At 31.9% G+C, this 20,739-nt stretch carries 16 protein-coding genes and 1 other annotated feature; all 16 genes read right to left on the bottom strand.

Translation table 11 applies throughout. The annotated features are described in order from the left end of the window. Nucleotides 1–8 precede the first annotated feature (8 nt). The 16 genes from RBU61_RS01990 to RBU61_RS01915 all read right to left on the bottom strand — a co-directional run bounded on the left by RBU61_RS01990 (nt 9) and on the right by RBU61_RS01915 (nt 20,716). On the bottom strand, nt 9–824 hold the full coding sequence (locus RBU61_RS01990; RefSeq protein ID WP_308877843.1) for a GNAT family N-acetyltransferase: 816 nt from the start codon (nt 822–824) through the stop codon (nt 9–11). Nucleotides 825–969: 145 nt separating this feature from the next. After that, nucleotides 970–1,737, bottom strand: coding sequence for a hypothetical protein (locus RBU61_RS01985; protein ID WP_308877842.1), 768 nt, complete (start codon nt 1,735–1,737; stop codon nt 970–972). A gap of 284 nt (nt 1,738–2,021) precedes the next feature. Next, a complete protein-coding gene (locus tag RBU61_RS01980; protein ID WP_308877841.1) occupies nt 2,022–2,684 on the bottom strand; it encodes a hypothetical protein in 663 nt (220 codons plus the stop codon). A gap of 386 nt (nt 2,685–3,070) precedes the next feature. Next, a complete protein-coding gene (gene ileS, locus RBU61_RS01975; protein ID WP_308877839.1) occupies nt 3,071–6,175 on the bottom strand; it encodes an isoleucine--tRNA ligase in 3,105 nt (1,034 codons plus the stop codon). Between the two features lie 257 nt (nt 6,176–6,432). Continuing rightward, nucleotides 6,433–6,650, bottom strand: a binding site (T-box leader). A gap of 204 nt (nt 6,651–6,854) precedes the next feature. Continuing rightward, nucleotides 6,855–9,179 (bottom strand): molybdopterin cofactor-binding domain-containing protein, encoded by a 2,325-nt coding sequence (locus RBU61_RS01970; protein WP_308877837.1) that lies wholly within the window; start codon nt 9,177–9,179, stop codon nt 6,855–6,857. Continuing rightward, the gene (locus RBU61_RS01965) at nt 9,176–9,628 is read right to left on the bottom strand and encodes a 2Fe-2S iron-sulfur cluster-binding protein (RefSeq protein WP_308877835.1); all 453 of its coding nucleotides are present in this window, start codon (nt 9,626–9,628) and stop codon (nt 9,176–9,178) included. The genes RBU61_RS01970 and RBU61_RS01965 overlap by 4 nt, the downstream gene beginning before the upstream one ends. Further along, the gene (locus RBU61_RS01960; RefSeq protein WP_308877834.1) at nt 9,625–10,473 is read right to left on the bottom strand and encodes an FAD binding domain-containing protein; all 849 of its coding nucleotides are present in this window, start codon (nt 10,471–10,473) and stop codon (nt 9,625–9,627) included. The genes RBU61_RS01965 and RBU61_RS01960 overlap by 4 nt, the downstream gene beginning before the upstream one ends. Further along, entirely contained in the window at nt 10,421–11,221 is an 801-nt protein-coding gene (locus tag RBU61_RS01955) for a GntR family transcriptional regulator (protein ID WP_308877833.1), read from the bottom strand. The genes RBU61_RS01960 and RBU61_RS01955 overlap by 53 nt, the downstream gene beginning before the upstream one ends. A 76-nt stretch (nt 11,222–11,297) precedes the next feature. Next, nucleotides 11,298–12,638, bottom strand: a complete 1,341-nt coding sequence (locus RBU61_RS01950; RefSeq protein ID WP_308877831.1) for a nucleobase:cation symporter-2 family protein — start codon at nt 12,636–12,638, stop codon at nt 11,298–11,300. A gap of 637 nt (nt 12,639–13,275) precedes the next feature. Next, on the bottom strand, nt 13,276–14,565 hold the full coding sequence (locus tag RBU61_RS01945) for an NAD(P)-dependent oxidoreductase (RefSeq protein ID WP_308877829.1): 1,290 nt from the start codon (nt 14,563–14,565) through the stop codon (nt 13,276–13,278). Nucleotides 14,566–14,574: 9 nt separating this feature from the next. Then, entirely contained in the window at nt 14,575–15,807 is a 1,233-nt protein-coding gene (locus RBU61_RS01940; protein ID WP_308877828.1) for an NAD(P)/FAD-dependent oxidoreductase, read from the bottom strand. 105 nt (nt 15,808–15,912) lie between these two features. Next, entirely contained in the window at nt 15,913–17,634 is a 1,722-nt protein-coding gene (gene ptsP / locus RBU61_RS01935) for a phosphoenolpyruvate--protein phosphotransferase (RefSeq protein WP_308877826.1), read from the bottom strand. A gap of 11 nt (nt 17,635–17,645) precedes the next feature. Then, complete coding sequence (locus RBU61_RS01930) at nt 17,646–17,909, bottom strand: HPr family phosphocarrier protein (protein WP_308877825.1); 264 nt, start codon at nt 17,907–17,909, stop codon at nt 17,646–17,648. 24 nt (nt 17,910–17,933) lie between these two features. Beyond that, complete coding sequence (locus RBU61_RS01925; protein WP_308877823.1) at nt 17,934–19,013, bottom strand: MupG family TIM beta-alpha barrel fold protein; 1,080 nt, start codon at nt 19,011–19,013, stop codon at nt 17,934–17,936. After that, nucleotides 19,006–19,338 (bottom strand): PTS lactose/cellobiose transporter subunit IIA, encoded by a 333-nt coding sequence (locus RBU61_RS01920; protein ID WP_308877821.1) that lies wholly within the window; start codon nt 19,336–19,338, stop codon nt 19,006–19,008. Before RBU61_RS01920 ends, RBU61_RS01925 begins: the two co-directional genes overlap by 8 nt. A 94-nt stretch (nt 19,339–19,432) precedes the next feature. Then, nucleotides 19,433–20,716 carry a PTS sugar transporter subunit IIC gene (locus tag RBU61_RS01915; RefSeq protein WP_308877819.1) on the bottom strand — a complete coding sequence of 428 codons (1,284 nt, stop codon included), beginning with the start codon at nt 20,714–20,716 and terminating at the stop codon, nt 19,433–19,435. Nucleotides 20,717–20,739: the final 23 nt, after the last annotated feature.

The raw sequence follows: 20,739 nt of genomic DNA, 5'->3' as shown, positions 1-20,739 counted from the left end.
TACTTCATCTAAAAGTCAAACCAATAAACCTTATTTTTTTTCAAGAACTGAAATCCAACTCTTTCAGCTGTTTTCCTTGAAGCTATGTTAGAATCCATACAATCCCATTGTGCCATAACTCCAATATCTACACATTCATTTATGAAGTAACGCGTCAAAGCAAGAGCTAATCCTTTTTTCCTGTGACTATTTTCAGTTTCAATATCAATTGGAATTATATTTTTAAACCTAGCTGTTCCAATAATAACAGAAACTACTCTATTTTGATTTACTGCCACATACCCTATGCTTTTATTTAAGAAATTGTCATAATTACCCCAGGATTCTAATAATCTTTCAACTAAAAAATCCTTATTTTCAAATAGACCACTTTCTAACTTCTTTAAGCATTCATAATCAACTTTAAATATCTCATATCCATCTGGGACCATAATATTTCCATTATATTTATCATTCTTTCGAAATACATATTCATCTTCACTCTGAATATCTCTATTATTAAATATATCTAATATATATGGTTTTGCTTTCTCCGATTCAACGGAAAACTCAAAATAATTAATACCTTTACTCTTTAACTGGTCAAACATACTATCCAAAATAAAATCTTTAAATTTGCTATATATCTGAATATTACTAGGTTCTCCTAATATTGAAAAACTACCTACTGCAAATGAATACACCAATGCAATATTAGGATTATCTAAGTCATCAACCCACATATCACCTTTACATTCTCCAGCAACAATTCCTGAAAAATTTGGACTATCATCATATGTTAAATTATCAATAGCTTCTGAGCTAAGTTTATCTACTTTAAACAACTATATCCACCCCTTAATTATATAAATAATCTCTATTTTTATTTTTTTACTAATATTCAATATCTTATTTTATCAGTAATGAACTCATCGGACTATAACAACCATTCCTATATATCTTAGTGTTTGTAACATTTCCTAATCAAATCTATTTATTAATACTAAGTAAATAAATAGATTTATAAATACTTATCCATTCTTCAGTATTTATACTTATAAAAGGTTTTTTAGGATAATCATATCTAGCTGGTATTTTGGTTACAGTTCCATCTTCAATAGCTGTCATGGTTACTTCACTACCTCCTTTATTATCAGGCCAAGGAATAAGATATTCTTTTTTATATACTTGCATTAGGTGGCTTCTTTCTTCTCCTTCAGTTTCTGTAATTACTATATCAAACATATTGTAATAGTCTATATGATTCTTTATAATATTAACAACTTTGAAAGTATATTCATAGGATTGTTTAAACACATCTAAATCCTTTTCACTTAACTCATGTTTTTTCGTGGAATAATCATCATATTGTTGCTTACCAAACAAATCTCCAATATTATAATAGAAGTAAGAATACTCCCTGTTAAAATCATATTCTTTTTTCACACTAAAAAAATCAAATTCTTTAAATTTCATTGATATTTCATTAATTTCATCTAAACTTTGTAAATATACGTAAAATTGGTGATTTAGATATTCTAAATCATTCTCAAAGATATACTGATTTTCAATAGCATTTTCAATGATTGCATTGGAATTTATTATATAATCACAAACTATATAAAAGTGCTGATTAAGTTTTTCATCGACATACTCTTCATATCTCTTTTGCTTTTGGTTGTATTTGGATAATACTAATGTAATTACTACTATTAGTATTATTACAATTATAGGCATTATTTTACTTCTATTTCTCATAGTATCACACTCCAAAACATCCTAGATAGTCAAAATACTAAGCTACTAACCTCATATACCTATAGTCTCAATCCCTTTTTGTCTTATATACTAATTCTACATAAGTCTCTAGATTCCTTCTTTTCATAATAATATTTTAAACTGCAACTGAAATGTTCCAATAAAAAGGCGGGACTACGTTCTCATAACGTAATTCCGCCTAAAAATTAAATATTTTATTATAGTCGTCGTTTAACTTACTTCCGTATATCCTTGAAGGTTCTTCCATCCATTCTCGTTATCCCTTATTCGCCCCTAATAAACTTTTCTAATTCATCCACTTTATCCCCATCTAGTGAATAAGTTACTCCAAAGACTTCGCCCTCGCCTTCTTTGTTGTATTTGACGTCAATATCGTTTATAATCTGGGTTATTTTCTCATATACTTTTTCCAAGTCGTCGCTAGCCGGTCTCCATTCACTATATAGTTCCGTAGCTTCTATCGCCCCACCATTTGGGTCTAAGTGTGTCGTTCGTGAAAATTGTAAAAGTCCCATGAGAGTAGATAGTGAAAGTATGTTTGAGAAATCTTCTCTAATGGCCGAACCTTGTTCTACCGCCCTCGATGGAAAACTGTCAACTACTATTCCTGCCTTTAAGTATTTCTCAAAAGCTTCGTCGTTGTTCGTTTCTCTTAACTTTGGGTCGTCTAATGGTTCAGATAACATCTTTTTCATTTCCGAAGCCCATTCGCCTATTTTATCCGCGTGAACTTCAACCTGGACTGGGGTTTCTTCTTCCATTGTGGTTACGTCTTCCGCTTCTGCATATTCCTTATTTACTTGTTCAATTACATCATTGTTGATTTCTTTGCTATCATAGGCTGAGATATTCATTCTCTTAAACCCGATTAATGCAAGACTAGCTACAACAATAACAATTAAACCGTACTTAAATTTTGATTTCATTAACTATTCCCCCCTTTCCCCTTCTATAACACTAGCATATCAATAAAACATAATCATGTAAACACTTTATACATTAGAAATCGAACTACCGTCTGTAACTGGGTGGTAGTTTTGTTTTCAATTTCTATTTTTACCTTAATTATAATTACATAGAGATACAACTTATTAAAACATAACCTTTCAGGTAATTATTATATCAATCAGACTTGTAATGTCTTTATATTCTTCGACATGGTTTCTTACTTCTACTAGTGCTACTTCTGATAATAAAATTCTTACAATTATGAATTCTACAGATTTTTTGAAATTCCTTCTTTTTCTATAGGTTACTTGTATTTATAGAAAAAGAAGGTAGATAACTCTCGCTATCTACCTTACTTTTATTTCTATTCTGTCTTTTCTAACCTTATTCCTGTCATTTGTCCATTTAAATCCTGTTTTTCTAAATCTTCTTCTGTCACTTTTTCTATAGATTTAGCTAAAGTTTCAGATTTAATGAACTCTGTATATTCATCTACTGCTGTTTGGATCTCGTCAGATCCATCATAGAATATATTTATATTATCTAGAACTTCATAGCCATTACTCTTTCTCATTTGCTGTATCTTAGATACAAATTCCCTTGCATACCCTTCATTTACTAAATCAGGAGTAAGAGTTGTGTCTAGAATTACAAATAGATTGTTTTCCATAGCCACATCAAAACCTTCTTTAGATGATATAGTAACTAATACATAATCCTTTTCAATTTCTGTATCTTCTCCATCTAAATTTAATACTAGTTTCTCACCTGATTCTAGTTTTTCTACTGTTTCATGGGCATTTAGTTCTCCTAAAGCTTTTCCAAAGGATTTAATTTTCTTTCCAAGTATTGAACCTGCTACCTTAAAATTTGGTTTTAGGGAGTAGTTCATAAATTGAGATAAATCCTTTTCAAATACTACTTCTTTAACATTTAACTCCTCCATGATTAATGGAACTAAGTCTTTGATTTGTTCTTCATATTTTCCATCTATAACTACTTCTTTAAGTGGTTGACGTACTTTTATCTTTACTGATTCACGAGATGCACGGCCAAGCCCTACTAAGTCCCTTACTAAATCCATCTTTTCTTCTACTTCTCTATTTATTAATTCTTCATTTACTTCTGGATAATATGCTAAATGTACTGATTCATCTTCTGTCAAGTTTTGATATATTTCCTCGGAAATAAATGGTACAAATGGAGCTACCATTTTACATAAACCTACAAGTATTTCATAAGTTGTATTATATACAGCTTTTTTATCGTCATCTAATTCAGTTGACCAGAATCTTCTTCTATTTCTTCTGATATACCAATTAGATAGATCCTCTATTATAAATTCTTGAATATCTCTTACTACTTTTGTTAGTTCAAAAATATCCATATTTGCCTTTACTTCTTTTAATAAACTATTATATTTTGAAAGTATCCATCTGTCGATTTCTGGTCTATCTTTGTATTCGATGAAAAATTCTCTTGGATTTATACCATCTGTATTTGCATATAATGAGAAGAAATTATATACATTTCTTATGGATCTAAAGAATTTACTTTCTACTTCTCTAAGTCCATCTTCATCAAATTTCGTTGGTGTCCATGGTGGAGATACATAGATTACATACCATCTTAGAACATCTGCCCCATATCTATCAAATAAATCAAATGGATCTACAGTATTTCCCCTAGATTTAGACATTTTCTTTCCTTCTTTGTCTAATACTAAGTCATTAACCAACACATTTTTATATGGTGATTTTCCTGTTACAAAAGTTGATATGGCAAGTAGTGAATAGAACCATCCTCTAGTTTGATCTATACCTTCACAAATAAAGTCTGCTGGGAATAATGAATCAAAATCATCTTTATGCTCAAATGGATAGTGATGTTGCGCAAATGGCATAGCACCACTGTCAAACCAAACATCTACTACATCTTTTTCCCTAGTCATCTTTCCATTACATTTTTCACATTTTAAATGAATATCATCTACATATGGTCTGTGAAGTTCTATACTTGTATCTATATCTTCAATAGCTTTTTCTACAAGTTCAGCTCTTGAACCTACAGAAGCAGTATGACCACAATCTCCACATCTCCAAATAGGTAGAGGTGTACCCCAATATCTACTTCTTGAAATCGCCCAGTCATTTAAGTTTTCCAACCAGTTTCCAAATCTTTTTTCTCCAACAAAATCTGGATACCAGTTTACACCATTATTATTTTCTATTAATTTATCTTTTAATTTAGTTATTTCTATATACCAAGAAGGTTTTGCATAATATAGAAGTGGAGTCTTACATCTCCAACAATGCGGATAATTATGTGCTACTCTTTCCTTCTTATATAGCTTTCCATTTTCTCTTAACCACCCTATAATATCTGGATCAGCATCCATTACGAATTTGCCTTCCCATGGTGTTTCAGTGAATTTTCCATCTTCAGATACCGGTTGAATAACTGATAATCCATATTTCATTCCAGTATTATAGTCATCTTCACCAAAGGCTGGAGCAGAGTGAACTATTCCTGTTCCGTCTTCAGTCGTTACATAATCAGCACAAGTTACAAAGAATGCTTTTCCATCTACTTTTATAAATGGAATTAATTGCTCATATTCTATTAATTCTAAGTCTTTACCCTTCATTTCTTCTAATACTTCATAGTCCTCACCTAATACCTTATTTGCTAAATCCTTACCTACATAATAAACTTCATCATTTTGTTTTACCTTTAGATAATCTACTTCTGGATTTACTGTTAAAGCAACATTGGAAGGCAACGTCCAAGGTGTTGTTGTCCAAGCTAGGAAGTATTCATCTTTATCCTTTAGCTTAAACTTTGCTATTACAGTTTCTGTCTTGATTTCTTCATAGCCTTGTGCGACCTCATGGGACGCAAGCCCTGTACCACATCTTGAGCAATATGGTAATATTTTATGTCCTTCATATACTAATCCTTCTTTATAGAATTTATCTAATATCCACCATACTGATTCGATATAATTATTGTCTAAAGTTATATAAGGATTATCTAAGTCTATTAGATATGCCATTCTTTCTGTCATATCTCTCCAAAGCTTTTCATACTGGAAAACAGAATCTTTACATTGTTTATTAAATGCTTCTAATCCGTAGGATTCAATATCATGTTTATTCTTTAAGTTTAATTTCTTTTCCACTTCAATCTCTACTGGAAGTCCATGGGTATCCCATCCTGCTTTTCTCTTTACTTGGTATCCTTGCATAGTTTTATATCTACAAGTTAAATCCTTTAAAGTTCTAGACATTACATGGTGTATTCCTGGCTTTCCATTGGCTGTAGGAGGCCCTTCAAAGAATACATATGGCTTATTTTCATCCCTTGTAGTTACAGATCTATGAAGCAAATCTATTTCTTCCCAGTACTTGCTTATATTATGCTCACGTACTTTAACGGGTTCACTTGATAACTCATTAAATCTTTTCACTTTCTTCATCCTTTCTTTATAGAATTGCAGTTTTGCAACTCAAATTCATTTGTTCGCCACGTTTGGTTCTCGTTGCGTTTGACCCACTATCTTATTATTTAAATTGATTTTGAACCTCGGTTGTGTTACGCAGTTTCAAACACCAATCTATTTACTCGCTACGCTCGTATAGATTGGGTTTTCATTGCGTTTGACCTACCATCGATTTGCAAAAAACACAAATCGGGTTAGGTCATAAAAAATCCCTAAGTCTTAGACTTAGGGACGAAATTTCCGTGGTACCACCCAAATTACAAGAAATAATTAGAATATTTCTTGTCACTTAAAAAGTATAACGTCTTCACGTAATACCTTACTCTTTTCAGGTATTATGCTCAAAGGTGATTTTCACAAAATAATTTATAATAATCTCTCACCAAATAATTATCTCTCTTTAATAAATTTATTTTGATACTGTCCTTATCAATGCATATATTTTTACTTGTATAATAATATACTTTATTTGCAATTATTTGTCAAGAAAAAATATGATAAATTTATAAATTAATATATTATATAGAATGGTACAACAAATATAAAATTAAGCATAAACCTAAAGGATTGAGTCCTATTTAATTAGAACTCAATCCTCATTAATAGTCTAGTATAAAATGTCACTTTTGGGGAGGTTAAATCAACCCTAGGATATTTTCGGTTTTTTCATTAATGCCATTTTTACTTTTTCAGGTGTTATAGGTAGATCCCTTACTCTAATTCCAACTGCATTAAATATAGCATCGGCAATGGCAGGGCAAGCTGAATTTGTGACGACTTCTCCAATGGATTTTGCACCAAATGGACCTGTGGACTCATATCCATCTGCAAAATCTACAATTATATTATTAATATCCATTCTACATGGTATCTTATACTGCATCATACTATTTGTTATAAGTTTTCCTGATTTTGTTTCCTTTACTTCTTCAAATAGTGCCATGCCTATTCCTTGTACTATTCCTCCTTCTGCCTGTATTCTAGCAAGTTTGGGATTAATTACAGTTCCACAGTCTATAACTGATACAAAATTTATCAAATTTACTTTTCCAGTTTCAATATCAACCTCTACTTCAGCTAACCCAGATAAGAAAGGAGGTGCCACATCTGTAGTATTGAAGGAACCTGTAGCAGTTAATTGAATATGAGGAGCTTTGTATATCAATCTATTACTTAAGTCACTTAATGTTATTTCCTTACTCCCGTCTTTATTCTTAAAATAAATTCCATTAAATTCAACCTCTGAAGATTCTATTTCCAAAATTCTAGCAGCTTCTTCCTCTATCATAGTTCTCATTTTTAAAGCTGCATTTTTTACTGCATTACCACTAAAATAAGTAGTTCCAGAAGCATATGCACCCACATCAAAAGGAGTAAGCTCAGTATCTGCAGAAAACACTGATATATTATCAACAGATATCCCCAATGCCTCTGCGGCTATTTGTTTTAAAATAGTATCGCTTCCAGTACCTATATCTGATGCACCTGTTAATAAAGTAAATTTTCCTCCATCATCAAGTTTTATAGTAGCAGAAGCAGTATCAATTCCAGGAATTCCAGAACCTTGCATAGAAATAGACATCCCTACTCCTCTTATTATTGTAGGAGAAATTTCCTTCCTAGGAAATTTATTATCCCAATCTATGAGCTCTTTTCCCCTTTTAACACAGTATTCAAGTTCACAGCTATTCATAATAATAGGATCTTCGCCTGCTCCAATAGTGGTTATATTAAATACCTCTGAGGTTTCTCCTTTTTTTATCATATTCTTTTCTCTAAGTTTAGCAGGATCCATATTCAATTTATAAGCCAACTCGTTTACTGCTGATTCCAGTGCAAATGTACCTTGTGTTACACCATAACCTCTAAAGGCACCTCCTGGTGTATGATTGGTATATACTGCCTTTCCAGTGAACCTTGATGCAACTATTTTATTATATAAAGGTAAGGTTTTATATCCTGATGATCCTAGTACAGTACTGGCATGTTCTCCATAGGCTCCAGTGTCTGATAGGACATTCATATCTATGGCTTTAATATTGCCATCTTTATCAGACCCTATAGTAACTCCTATTTTCATTGCATGCCTTGAAGACGTGGATTCAAAAGTTTCTCTTCTATTATAGATTATTTTTGATGGTTTACCTGTTTTATATGTTACCAAAGCAGGATAAAATTCTGTCTGAGTATTTTGCTTTCCCCCAAATCCTCCTCCGATTCTAGGTTTAATAACTCTTACTTTATTTACTGGAATTCCTAAAGACTTAGCAATATGCCTTCTAGCATGGAAGGGAATTTGAGTTGATGATACTACAACAAGAGTTCCATATTGATCCATATATGAATAGGACCTATATGTTTCCATCATAGCATGTGCTGTGGCTTGTGTAGAATATTCTTCACTTACAATCACATCACATTCTTTCAATGTTTCTTCAACATTACCAACTTTAAAATTATATACTGCTGCAATGTTTTTTTCTGGATTAAATCCATTATCTATATTTGAAAAACATCTATCTTTAAAATGTATTTTACTTTTACTCTCTTCTGCCTTGGTCATATCCAAAACTGGTTTGTATACTTCATATTTCACCTTTATTAGCTTCATAGCTTTAATAGCTGTTTCTTCCGTATCAGCAGCAACTATTGCAACTTCATCCCCAATATATCTTACATATTTATCTAAAATATATTTATCATAAGTTGATGGCTCAGGATATGACTGTCCAGCTCTTGTAAACAAATGTTTTGGTACATCTTCATAAGTAAAAATACATTCAACTCCTGGAACTTTCTTTGCATTTTCAATATTTATACTTTCTATTCTAGCAAATGCATAGGGACTCCTAAGTATTTTAATTATAAGACAGTTCTTCTGTGCAAGGTCATCAGTGTATACTGGTTTCCCTGTAACTAGTGCCATTCCGTCTACTTTTGAAATTCCTTTTCCTATGGCATATTCACTCATTCCTTCACCCCCATATACTTCATAATCCCTCTAAGTTGGCCCACATATCCTGTACATCTACATAGATTTCCAGTTAGGTATTGAGATATATCTTTTTTAGTAGGATTTTTAAGCTCTTTTTTCATTGCAATAACAGTCAAAATAAGTCCTGGACTACAATATCCACATTGTTCTGCTCCTTCGGCAACTAAAAATTCTCCAACCTTTTTATCCTCATCAGAGATTCCTTCAATTGTAGTTATATGTTTGTTCTCAGCTCTAGCTGCAAAATATGAACAAGATAAGACTGGTTTTCCGTCTATTAATATACTACATACACCACAAGAACCTGTATCACACGCTTTCTTTACGCTAAGATAGCCATAACGCCTTAATACTTCAGAAAGATACTCATCTGGTTTAACATCTAAAGACTTTTTATGTCCATTTATATATAAATTTACAATCATCTCTGCACCCCCAACAATGCTCTTTTAACAAGTACTTTAGAAATTTCTTTCCTATATTCACCTGTTCCTCTATTATTGGTCCCGAAATGAATTTCCTCCGAAGCTAACTCTCCAGCCTTAGTGGCAGTATCTTCATTAATTTCAACATTGTTTATATACTCCATAGCCTTATATGCTAATGTTGCCACTCTAGGTCGTGCTCCAATTGATATTCTATACTTTTCATTTACTCTGCTAGCACCTACACTTAATATAGCATAATCAACTGCTGAATTTCTTAGGGTCTCAAAAGCAGCTTTTTCCACATTCTTTTTAATAATTATTTTTTCTAAAATATCTTTTCTAGGATTTTCCTCTTTAAGATATTCCTCTAAAGGCATTCTGCCTCCTTTATATAAATAAATATCTGCATCTAATGCCAATAAAGCCGTGATAGGATCTGAAAATCCATATCTTGAATAAACTGTCCCACCTATTGTAGCTATACTTCTAAGCTGAACCCCAATTATATGCTTAACAGAATCCCGAATTATATTCCCAAAATTATCCTTCAATATTTCTGAAGTTTCATAATCCCTTAAGCTAGTCATTCCTCCAATTTCAATTTCTTCCTCCAGATCATTTATATAATTAATCCCAGCTTGTGATAAATCTATTGCCAGACCAATTCTCCTATTTCCCATTCTTAAAAAACATCCTCCACCTATTAATCTAGCAGGCTTCTTAGAAATCAATGTAGAATATGCTTCATCTAGATCCTTAGGCGCCATATAATCTCCAAATGATATCATTTTAATCACCATTCCTCTTGTTAATGCTAGAGCCAAGTTTACTGAGTTTTGCACCATAATTGCTCCTTAGTGCATTAAATCTAATCAATTCGTCTACATAATACTCTGAATTATACATGACCACTTTTCCATCAGTAGCATATTTGATTATATCAGCCCTAAGTAATGGAGAATTTATATCTAAATTCAATATTTCAGATAGTTCCTTAGTAACTAATTCGGGAATTAATTCCATATGGTCATGACTAAATTCAAAATTAGTATTTTCTTCTATAAACTCAAATATTGATTGTCCAAAAAGTTCCTCAGAAAGTTCCATATCCTTCAATATCTTCTTAGGTAATCTATTTATACAGTATACAGCTTGCTTTCCGTCTGCAAAAAATACTTTTTCTACAATAAGTATTTCTTCTCCAGTTTGTACTTTTAAAATCTTTGCAATTTTTTCATCAGCCTTATCCAATCTATGAGAAAGTACATCTACCTCCAAATCATATCCGCAATCTTTTAAAAAGCTTCCTAACTCTCCAGTGTAATCAATGTTTTCAGAGAGTTTCCTTGCAAATGTAGTAATCATGGTATTGCTTCCTTGACTTTTATATATCAATCCCTCATTTTCCAATACCTTTAGGGCTTCTCTAATAGTCAATCTTGAAACACCCATATTCTTTGCTATATCACTTTCAGAAGGCAATTTTTGATTATCTTCATTTTCTATATTCAAAATATATTCCCTAAGATATTCTATTGCCTGTTGAGCCACAGTCTGTTTGTTAATTTTATTCATATCTCCAATACTCATATTTATTCTTCCTTCCATAAATACTCTGAACAATATTATTTTAACATTGGTAACACAATAAATATATTAATATAATTTAATTTTCTTGTTGAACATCGCAATCTAGCTCATCCTTAGGCAATATCAAGTTTAATATTATGGCTGTTAGTGTTGAAATTACAACTGAAGAACTTCCAAATACAGTTCCTACCCATGCTGGAAATCCATCTAAGGCACCGGGAACAGATGTAACACCTACTCCCAAGGCAACTGCCAATCCAACTACAGCTGTATTCCTTGGAGTCAATTCGGAAGAAGATATCATTTTTATTCCAGTCATTGTGATCATTGCGAATACAGATATTGTTGCCCCTCCTATAACTGCTTGAGGTATAGTTGTGAGCAATGATGCGAACTTAGGTATTAACCCTGCTATTAAGAAAACAATTGCTGCAAAAACAAATACCATTTTATTTACAACTCGATTAACAGTTACAATTCCAACGTTTTGACTAAAAGTTGCTGTAGGCAACCCTCCAAAGAATGCACTGATAACACTAGTTATACCATTTGCCTTGATTCCGCCAGATAACTCTTTGTCTGTGGGATCTCTATCTAATCCTCCAATAGTTGTTGACGATAAATCTCCTATTGCTTGGACTGCATTTACTATATATATTATAATCATGGAAATAATGGAACTCACTTCAAATTCAATTCCAAAATGCATAGGAGCAACTATTTTAAACCAACCTGATGCTGAAACCGCATCAAAGGATATCATACCAGTCATGAAGGATATAATATATCCCACTATCATTCCTATTAATATGGCCGCTAATTTCATAAATCCTTTCGTAAAATATGTAAGAAACACAACTACTCCAAATGTAATCATGGAAATCATCCAATTTTCTGGAGAACCAAAATTAGGAGTTCCTGCACCACCGGCCATATATTTAATTGCAACTGGATAAAGTGATAGTCCTATTGTAAATATTACAGTTCCAGTTACTATAGGTGGAAAAAACTTTCTAAGCTGCTTTACATATATTCCCACTATGAATGCTGCTATTCCCCCAGCTATCTGTGCACCAAAAATTGCTGCTATACCAAACTGCCCTCCGATTGCAAGTATAGTAGGTACATAAGCAAAGCTGATACCAATAATTACGGGCAATCCAGAGCCTATTCCTCCAATTGGATATAATTGTATCATAGTTGCAAGAGCTGTTATAATAAGTGAAATTTGAACTAATATTGTCCTATCAGATGAATCTAAACCAGTCACACTTGCTACCAATAATGCTGGAGTAACTACACCCACAATTGCAGCTACAACATGCTGAAACCCTAAAGGTATGACTTCCTTAATCCTTGGCATCCCTTCCATCTCAAAAATTGCACTTGGCATTTCTACTGAATTTTCTTTCATCATAAACACATCCCCATTCCCTTAAATTTTTTATAATACTCTTGTCAACATATAAACCTATCAGATAGGTTTAAAGATAGTTTATTCTATAACAATTTATTTTTGATTATAGAAATTTTACAAATTTTCAGTAATATAGGTGTAAAATAATAATATATCAATCTAAAATTGATAAAATTTATACAAAAAAAATCTTTATTACGTTGATATAATCATATTGTAAATCATTAATATCTCAGTTGTAACATTTATACAAAATGCAATATAAAAAATTTGGATTTCACCTTATATATTAAAATAAGAAGTTATAGAGTTAGGGAACACCACCTAAAGAAGAAATATAGTAGATGATGCCGATATATGGGGCAAACTAAAAGAAAGATCGAGAGAACTGTTTCAATTACTGATTTCCATACTTTGTTCCTCTGCTAATTCAAAAACAACCCTCTAGCTAGATAGTAATGGGTTGTTCTATAAACAAATAATATTAGCCTACCCTTTATCTTCCATAAATAAAAAATAGGTAGTATTCTCACTTAAGCACTGATATTTTTTCCACCTTCCTAGTGTATATCGAAAAAACTACACTATGGCAGTGGCAAGACTCTGTGGACTTCATCATATTATATCAAATTTATAGCTAGATCTTATCTTGTATATTTCGCAATTTATATATCTCTGTTGTAGTGTCTAATTCCACCATGTCATAAGTAATAAATTCACCTTTTTTAATATCTCTCTTGACTATAGTATTATTATCTATAAGTCCTATGGGAACAAGGTTTTCTTTTTTAGCTACTTCATAAGTATCTATACTTCCTAAAATTGTATACTCTCCCATTCCATCTAGCCTTTCTCCAGCTTTTAAATCTTTCTTAGCCATTGTAATTACTTCTGCCACTGGCTTATTATATTTTGGTGCTATAGTAGGTTCATTATATAGATATGCACTAGCTATGGAAATTGGTGTTTCTAAACTTGTTAGGTGGTATGGTCTATAAAGTACATAGTTTGGTCCAGGCCCCATTTTCAAAAACTGCATTTCATGGTGAACCTGTGGTAAAGATGTGGTGACTATGACAAATACTCCTGGAGCTATACCATGAGCGTAGTCTACTATTTTATATTTATCTAATATACCCCCATCTTCCTTTAAACTGTAAATTTTAGGTAGATTATCTACTGTTGTTGTTGGTCCATATCCGCCTCTTATATCAGGAATAAATCCAGTTGAATTTGCCATGGCTGCCATTTCCACCATTGTATTTGTCCCATCTACAAAAGATGCTAATTTCTTAGGGTTAAGTTTAGATTTTAAAGCCTTTTCTCTTACACTATCTGGAGTAGCATTATAATCTATGGGATTATTTTTCCCCTTTCCTATGGCCAACACTTCAAATCCAGTAGTTTCTGCAAAATCAAAGATTTCCTTAACTGATCCTGGCTCGTCTCCTGCTGTGCCTGTATATACTACTCCTGCTTCCTTAGCTAATTTATTTAATATAGGCCCTATTACTGTATCTGCCTCTACATTTAACATTACAATATGTTTTTTATTGTTTATTGAGTCCATAGCTATTGTTGCACCTGCATTGGGTACTCCTGTAGCATCCACTACTACATCTATTAAATTTCCCTTAGTCCCATATTCTGTTATATCTGTTACTACATATTTATTACTTTCCATAGCTAAATTTATTTCACTTAAAGTTTTTGCTACTACAATATCATCCCTAGATACACCTGCCAAGGTATAGGCCTCTACTGCATCTGATATTTTATTACTTACTACTAATGAAGGTACCATACCTTTTACCAACATCATTTGGCTAACTAAGCCTTTACCCATGAGTCCTGCACCAATAATTGAAACCTTTATATTTTTATTATCTTCTTGAAGCTTATTTAATTTATTATATAAACCTATCATATTTTCCCCCTATTTTTGGTTCTTAGATGCATTTAATCCAGCTATATAACCTGATGACCAAGCCCACTGAAGATTAAATCCACCGCAATCCCCATCTATATCAAGTAGTTCTCCAACTATATATATTCCTTTAACTATTTTTGATTCCATAGTTTGATTATCTATTTCATCAGTATTTACACCACCTGCCGTTACTTGGGCATTACCAAAGGATTGACTGCCTGTAACATTAAATCTCCAAGATGTAAGTATATTGGCTAGTTTTCTTATCTCCTCTTTAGATAGTGATGATATTTCTTTATTTTTATCGATATTAGTTTCCTTCAGAATCGGAATAATCAATCTTTTGTTTATTAATCCTATTAATCCAGCTTCTATGGTTTTTCTAGGCATAAGTTTAAATCTATTTACTAGATAGCTCAATAACTCTTCATCAGTCTTAGTATAAATTATAGATACTCTTAATTCTACATTTTCTTCCTTATTTAAATACTCTAAAGCTGTTCTACTTAGTTGGAGAATTGGTGGACCTGAGATACCATACGAAGTAAATAAAATATCTCCCTTGTCTTCTAGAATCAATTTATTATCTATATAAATTCCTGCCATTCCAGGAAATTTTACTCCATCTATAGATTTAAGCAAACTGCTTTCAAGCTTTAATTGTACAAGCCCTGGAAATACATCAGTAATTGTATGCCCTAACTTTTTACATATTGTATAACCATTACCATCTGAGCCGCTGGAAGGTAATGCCATGCCCCCTGTGGCTATAATCACTTTATCACCTACAAATACACTCTTATCCTTTAGTATTACAGTAAATCCATTTTTCTTTTTTATTTCAGCTACTTGGGCATCTGTTATTAATTCAATTCCTTTATCTTCTATCTCATACCTTAGTACATCTAATATAGATGAAGCTTGAAAAGATAGTGGAAATACTTTTCCATTATCCTCTATGGCCGGAGTTATCCCCAGTCTTTCAAAAAATTCTATTGTACTATCCACATTAAATTCAGATAATCCACTATAGCAAAATTTAGGATTATTTCCATGATAGTTGTTTATGTTTAAATTTATATTTGTATAATTACATCTTCCATTTCCTGTGGCTAAAAGCTTTTTTCCTACTCTATCATTTCTTTCTAAGATTAAAACTTCTCCACCATGTTCTTTTGCTGATAATGCTGCCATCATTCCCGCAGCTCCACCGCCTATAACTATTATTCTATTACTCATAATAAACTCCTTTATTAAATTTACATTCTATCTTATTTTATCTCTTTTAAATAGTTTTGTCTATTTTATACAAAAATAAAGAAACTAAGATTTCTCTTAGCTTCTCTAAACAGGTAGTATTCTAGATATTATATTTTCATCAATAAATTTTTCTACGTCTTCTGCTGTCGATAAATTTAATATTTTATCTAATATATCTTCTATTTCTACCTTTGAAATATTTCTAATTAGATGTCTCGCTTTTAAAATTGATGAAGGATTCATACTAAATTCATCTAATCCCATAGCTAGAAGTAATGGGATTAACTTCTCATCTCCTGCTACTTCTCCGCACATTCCCACCCATATACCTTCCTTATGTCCATTGTCTATGGTCATTTTAATTAAGGATAATATTGCTGGATGGAATTGATTGTATAGGTAAGATATATGTTGATTTCCCCTATCTACTGCTAGAGAATATTGAATCAAGTCATTTGTACCTATACTAAAGAAGTCTACCTCCCTCGCAAAGGCTCTAGAGTGTATTGCCACAGCAGGTATTTCAACCATTATTCCTATTTCTATATCTTCATCAAAGGATATACTTTCTTTTCTTAGTTCCTCCATAACTTCTTTAATTATTTTCTTTCCTTCCCTTACTTCATTTATATTTGAAATCATTGGAAACATTATTTTTATATTTCCATATATACTAGCCCGTAGTATTGCCCTTAACTGAGTCTTAAATATTTCCATATTATCTAGACAATATCTAATGGCCCTATAGCCTAGAAATGGATTCATTTCCTTAGGAATATTTAAATAAGGGATTTCTTTATCTCCACCTACATCTAAGGTTCTTATGACTAAAGGCTTCTTTCCTAACTTTTCTGCTACTGATTTATATGCTTCAAATTGTTCTTCTTCAGTAGGGAGTCTGTCTCTATACATATAAAGAAATTCTGTCCTATAAAGTCCTACACCTTCCCCGTCATTTTCTATTACCTTATCTATATCTTCTAATGTCCCTATATTTCCTGCTATCTCAACTTTATATCCATCCTTAGATATACTTTCTTTGCCTTTCATTTCCTCTAATTTTTTCCTTAGACTTATAAAATCCTTCTGTTTATTTTCATAAACTACTATGTCTTCATCTCCAGGACTTACTAATATATTTCCTGTACTACCGTCTATAATCATTAATTCGTTATCTTTCACTATATTAGTAATATTTTCAGCTCCACTTACAGCTGGAATATTCATGATTCTAGCCATAATGGATGTGTGAGATGTTCTACCACCTACTTCTGTTACTATTCCAACTACCATTTCCTTATTTATTTGGGCTGTATCAGAAGGAGTTAAATCCTGGGCTACAATTATGGTCCTTTCTTTTATTGATGAAAGATCTTTAGTTTCTATGTTCAATAAGACTTTAAGAAGCCTATTGGATACATCTTTTATATCTTGAACTCTTTCTCTTATATACTCATCTTCCATATCTTTAAAAATATCTATATAGAAATTAGTTACCTCTTTAACTGCCCATTCGCTATTTATATTACTGGCTTCTATCTTTTCTTTTATACTACCTATATATTCTGGATCCTCAAGTATCATTTTATGAGCTGTAAATATTTCTGCTTCCTTTTCCCCTACTTTAATTAATGTAGTATTATATATATTATCTATTTCTTCTATAGCTTTTTTAAGGGCATCCTCTAACCTTCTTATTTCCAGATCCAAGTCTAAAATATTCTCTTTGATAATATCTATTTTAGGTTCTTTATATATTAAAACCCTTCCTATACCAATTCCAACGGAAGTTCCTAGTCCTTTCATAAGGTTTCCCCCTAATCTTTTATCTTATTTTGGATGAAATCGGCTAATTCATTAACTACGTTTTCTTCATCTTCTCCTTCAGCTTGTATTACGATACTATTTCCTTTTCCTGCCCCCATACTTAATATACTCATTATACTCTTTGGATTATATTCCTTTCCATCTTTTATAATCTTTATATCACATTTATATTTAGAAGCCTCCTTTACAAACATGGAAGCTGGTCTAGCATGTAATCCTGATTCGTTTGATAGTACTATTTCCTTTGTGATCATAATATCTCCCCCTTATCCATTTCATTATCTTAGTTTTAACTTAAACTTTTGCCACTGCTTTATATAATCAAGTAAAAATATTTCCTCATCTACAATTTTGCCTATAACTGAGGACTTTCCACTATTCTTCATATTTTTTAATACTAAATGCATTTCTCCAGCATAATGAGCATATAGACTAGACTCTATAATGATATCTCCCTTTACCATATCCTTAGGGTTTATTAAATTAAACTCATATCCCCTATATTTAACTCTAGACTGAGTAGATCTAATCATATATTCAGAAACATCTCCTCTATTGAAGTGAAGTTCATTTAGTAATATATCTTTTTCAACCTTAGGAATATTCTTCTCTATTTCTATATTTAATTCTAAAATGTCTCTATTTACCCCACCTAAAGCTCTAAGTTCTTCTTCCGATGGAAAACAGTTGGATATTATAATATCGTCTATTAATCCTGTATTTAGTAAGTCTTTTGCTTGAACTTCCATAGGCAATTCCCTATGTTCTTCTAATGTTGGTAATCCTTCATTTACATTCCAAGGTCCAAAACTTGCATTATTTGATGAAACAAATGCTGCAGTTCTAAGCCCATGCTTTTTAAATTCTTCTGTTGTTTTTATAAAATGTTTCCTAGATATACCTGTATATCTATGAGGATAAAAATTATGACAGCCGATTATATTATCTTTATTTGGCAAATAGCTCATAATATTATCTAAATATTTAGTTCCACTACTGATATTTAATTCTATTTTTAAACCATAGGGATTAAAAGACATTATACTTTCTTCATTTCCACTAAACCCCATATCTAATCTAATTCCCGCAAGCCCCATATGAGAGAATACCTTTAGATCATTATAATTTATGCCTAAATCTTTAAATACTACAGGTGCAACATCTGCTATAACTTCCATATTTAGCTTATTGGCATAGCTAACTATGGCTTTAAAATTATCTAGATCCTCTTTATTTTCCACAGTTAAAAAATTTAGAAACACTCTACTAAACCCATATTCTGATGCTGATTTTAAATAATTTTTATTATCTTCTAAATTGGATTTCTGTGGATAGATAGAAACTCCTAATTTAGTCATATTTCTTCTCCCCTTTTAATTCTTCTACCATTTTATATAAATCTATAAATTCACTGGCCATATCTCTTACGGTAATAGCATTCATTAGATGATCTTGAGCATGCACTAATAATAAAGATACTGGCTTTCCCTCGCCTCTAGCTTCTTCTTGTATTAACTTTGTTTGAATTTTATGGACTTCAGATAGTCTTTCATTTGCTTCTATTATAGAATCTTTTGATTTTTTAAATTCACCCTCTTTGGCATATCCGATGGCTTCCATACAAAGGCTTCTCGCTTCTCCACTATAATTAATTATATTCATTATTATTAATTCTAAATCCATATCTCTAACTCCTTTTTTTATCCAATTATTATTAATTTTGTTATAAAGTAAATATTCATATGTAGAAATATGGAAGGGATACCCCTTCCATATATTAACCTTTTACCTTTTCTCTTTCTATGGCTTGCTTTTCAGCAATCTTAACAAATGGAAGATAGATTAAGACCGCTATTACAAAGTTAATTACAGATAAAAGAGCAGCCATTATACTTCCTATTCCACTAGCCCCAGTTGCTATAAATGCCCCTATACCTACTGGTGTAATCCATGGTGCTGCAACATAGGTAATTGGAACAATTCCCAATACCGTAGCTATATAAGATATAGTAGATAGTATTCCCGGTATTAATATAAATGGAATAACTAGTATTGGATTTAATACTAAAGGAAGACCATACATAACTGATTCATTTATATTGAAAATTCCTGGTGCTAAAGATAGTTTTGCTACTTCTCTATACTCTTTTTTCTTTTTATTTACAATCAGAACAGCCACTATAAGTGCTAAGGTTGCACCTGCACCGCCTAAGTGTACGAAAGAATCAAAAAATGATTTTGTAATAAGATGTGGTGCTGGTAATCCATTCATTATAGCATCATAGTTTTCAGTTAAAGCTGGTAGATAAATACTTTGCATAACTGGCTCAAATATATTTCCACCATGGATACCAAAGAACCAGCATAGATTTATTAACATAGGAATTAAGATTACTGAAATCATACCTTGCCCAAGTCCCATAAGAGGTTTCTGAATTACATTAAATATTATATCGTATAAACTTCCCCATCCTAAAGTGCTAATTACGTAAGTTATGGCACCAAATATAAATAGTGTTATGAGTCCTGGAATTACTGAAGCAAAGGCTTTCCCTACTGCTGGTGGTACATTGTCAGGCATTTTAATAGTTAATCCTTTTTTAGTAAGTCTTACAAATATTTCCGTTGCAATTAATGCCACTATAATTCCTGTAAAAAGTCCCCTACCATCTAAATATCCCCAATGTAAATATCCCCATCCTGCATCTCCGTGGGCTTGTGGTAAAGTAATTAAAAATGATGCCATGGAAACTAGTGCTGCTGCTAATCCATCTTCTCCATAACTTTTGCCAAGATTATATGCAATGGAAAATGTAGTCAATAAGGCAAGCATTCCAAAGGTTCCCCACCATACATTGCCATTTATAGGAGTTAGGATTTTACCTATGGGTTCTATCCAAGCACCTAGGGTATTATTCAGTAAAACTGAAAAAGATCCTGCTAAAACAATAGGCATAATACCAAAAAATCCATCTCTAATAGCCGCTAAATGTCTTTGTGAACCGATTTTTCCCGCTACTGGAACAAATTTTTCTTCCATCCATTTCATAAAGCCACTCATTCTTATCCCCCTCACTTAATTAA

This window comes from Tissierella sp. MB52-C2 (assembly GCF_030931715.1).
Classification (GTDB): domain Bacteria; phylum Bacillota; class Clostridia; order Tissierellales; family Tissierellaceae; genus Tissierella.
The sequence above is the reverse complement of the archived record's forward strand: the minus strand, read 5'-3'. Positions and strand labels throughout refer to the sequence as shown.

Bases quoted from the DNA above. Each gene is read 5' to 3' on its own strand.
- RBU61_RS01985 (WP_308877842.1), bottom strand. From the start codon at position 1,737: ATGAGAAATAGAAGTAAAATAATGCCTATAATTGTAATAATACTAATA.
- RBU61_RS01965 (WP_308877835.1), bottom strand. From the start codon at position 9,628: ATGATTGTAAATTTATATATAAATGGACATAAAAAGTCTTTAGATGTT.
- RBU61_RS01980 (WP_308877841.1), bottom strand. From the start codon at position 2,684: ATGAAATCAAAATTTAAGTACGGTTTAATTGTTATTGTTGTAGCTAGT.
- RBU61_RS01955 (WP_308877833.1), bottom strand. From the start codon at position 11,221: ATGAGTATTGGAGATATGAATAAAATTAACAAACAGACTGTGGCTCAA.
- RBU61_RS01920 (WP_308877821.1), bottom strand. From the start codon at position 19,338: ATGGATTTAGAATTAATAATAATGAATATAATTAATTATAGTGGAGAA.
- ptsP (WP_308877826.1), bottom strand. From the start codon at position 17,634: ATGAAAGGACTAGGAACTTCCGTTGGAATTGGTATAGGAAGGGTTTTA.
- RBU61_RS01970 (WP_308877837.1), bottom strand. From the start codon at position 9,179: ATGAGTGAATATGCCATAGGAAAAGGAATTTCAAAAGTAGACGGAATG.
- RBU61_RS01940 (WP_308877828.1), bottom strand. From the start codon at position 15,807: ATGAGTAATAGAATAATAGTTATAGGCGGTGGAGCTGCGGGAATGATG.
- RBU61_RS01925 (WP_308877823.1), bottom strand. From the start codon at position 19,013: ATGACTAAATTAGGAGTTTCTATCTATCCACAGAAATCCAATTTAGAA.
- RBU61_RS01945 (WP_308877829.1), bottom strand. From the start codon at position 14,565: ATGATAGGTTTATATAATAAATTAAATAAGCTTCAAGAAGATAATAAA.
- RBU61_RS01915 (WP_308877819.1), bottom strand. From the start codon at position 20,716: ATGAGTGGCTTTATGAAATGGATGGAAGAAAAATTTGTTCCAGTAGCG.
- RBU61_RS01930 (WP_308877825.1), bottom strand. From the start codon at position 17,909: ATGATCACAAAGGAAATAGTACTATCAAACGAATCAGGATTACATGCT.
- RBU61_RS01950 (WP_308877831.1), bottom strand. From the start codon at position 12,638: ATGATGAAAGAAAATTCAGTAGAAATGCCAAGTGCAATTTTTGAGATG.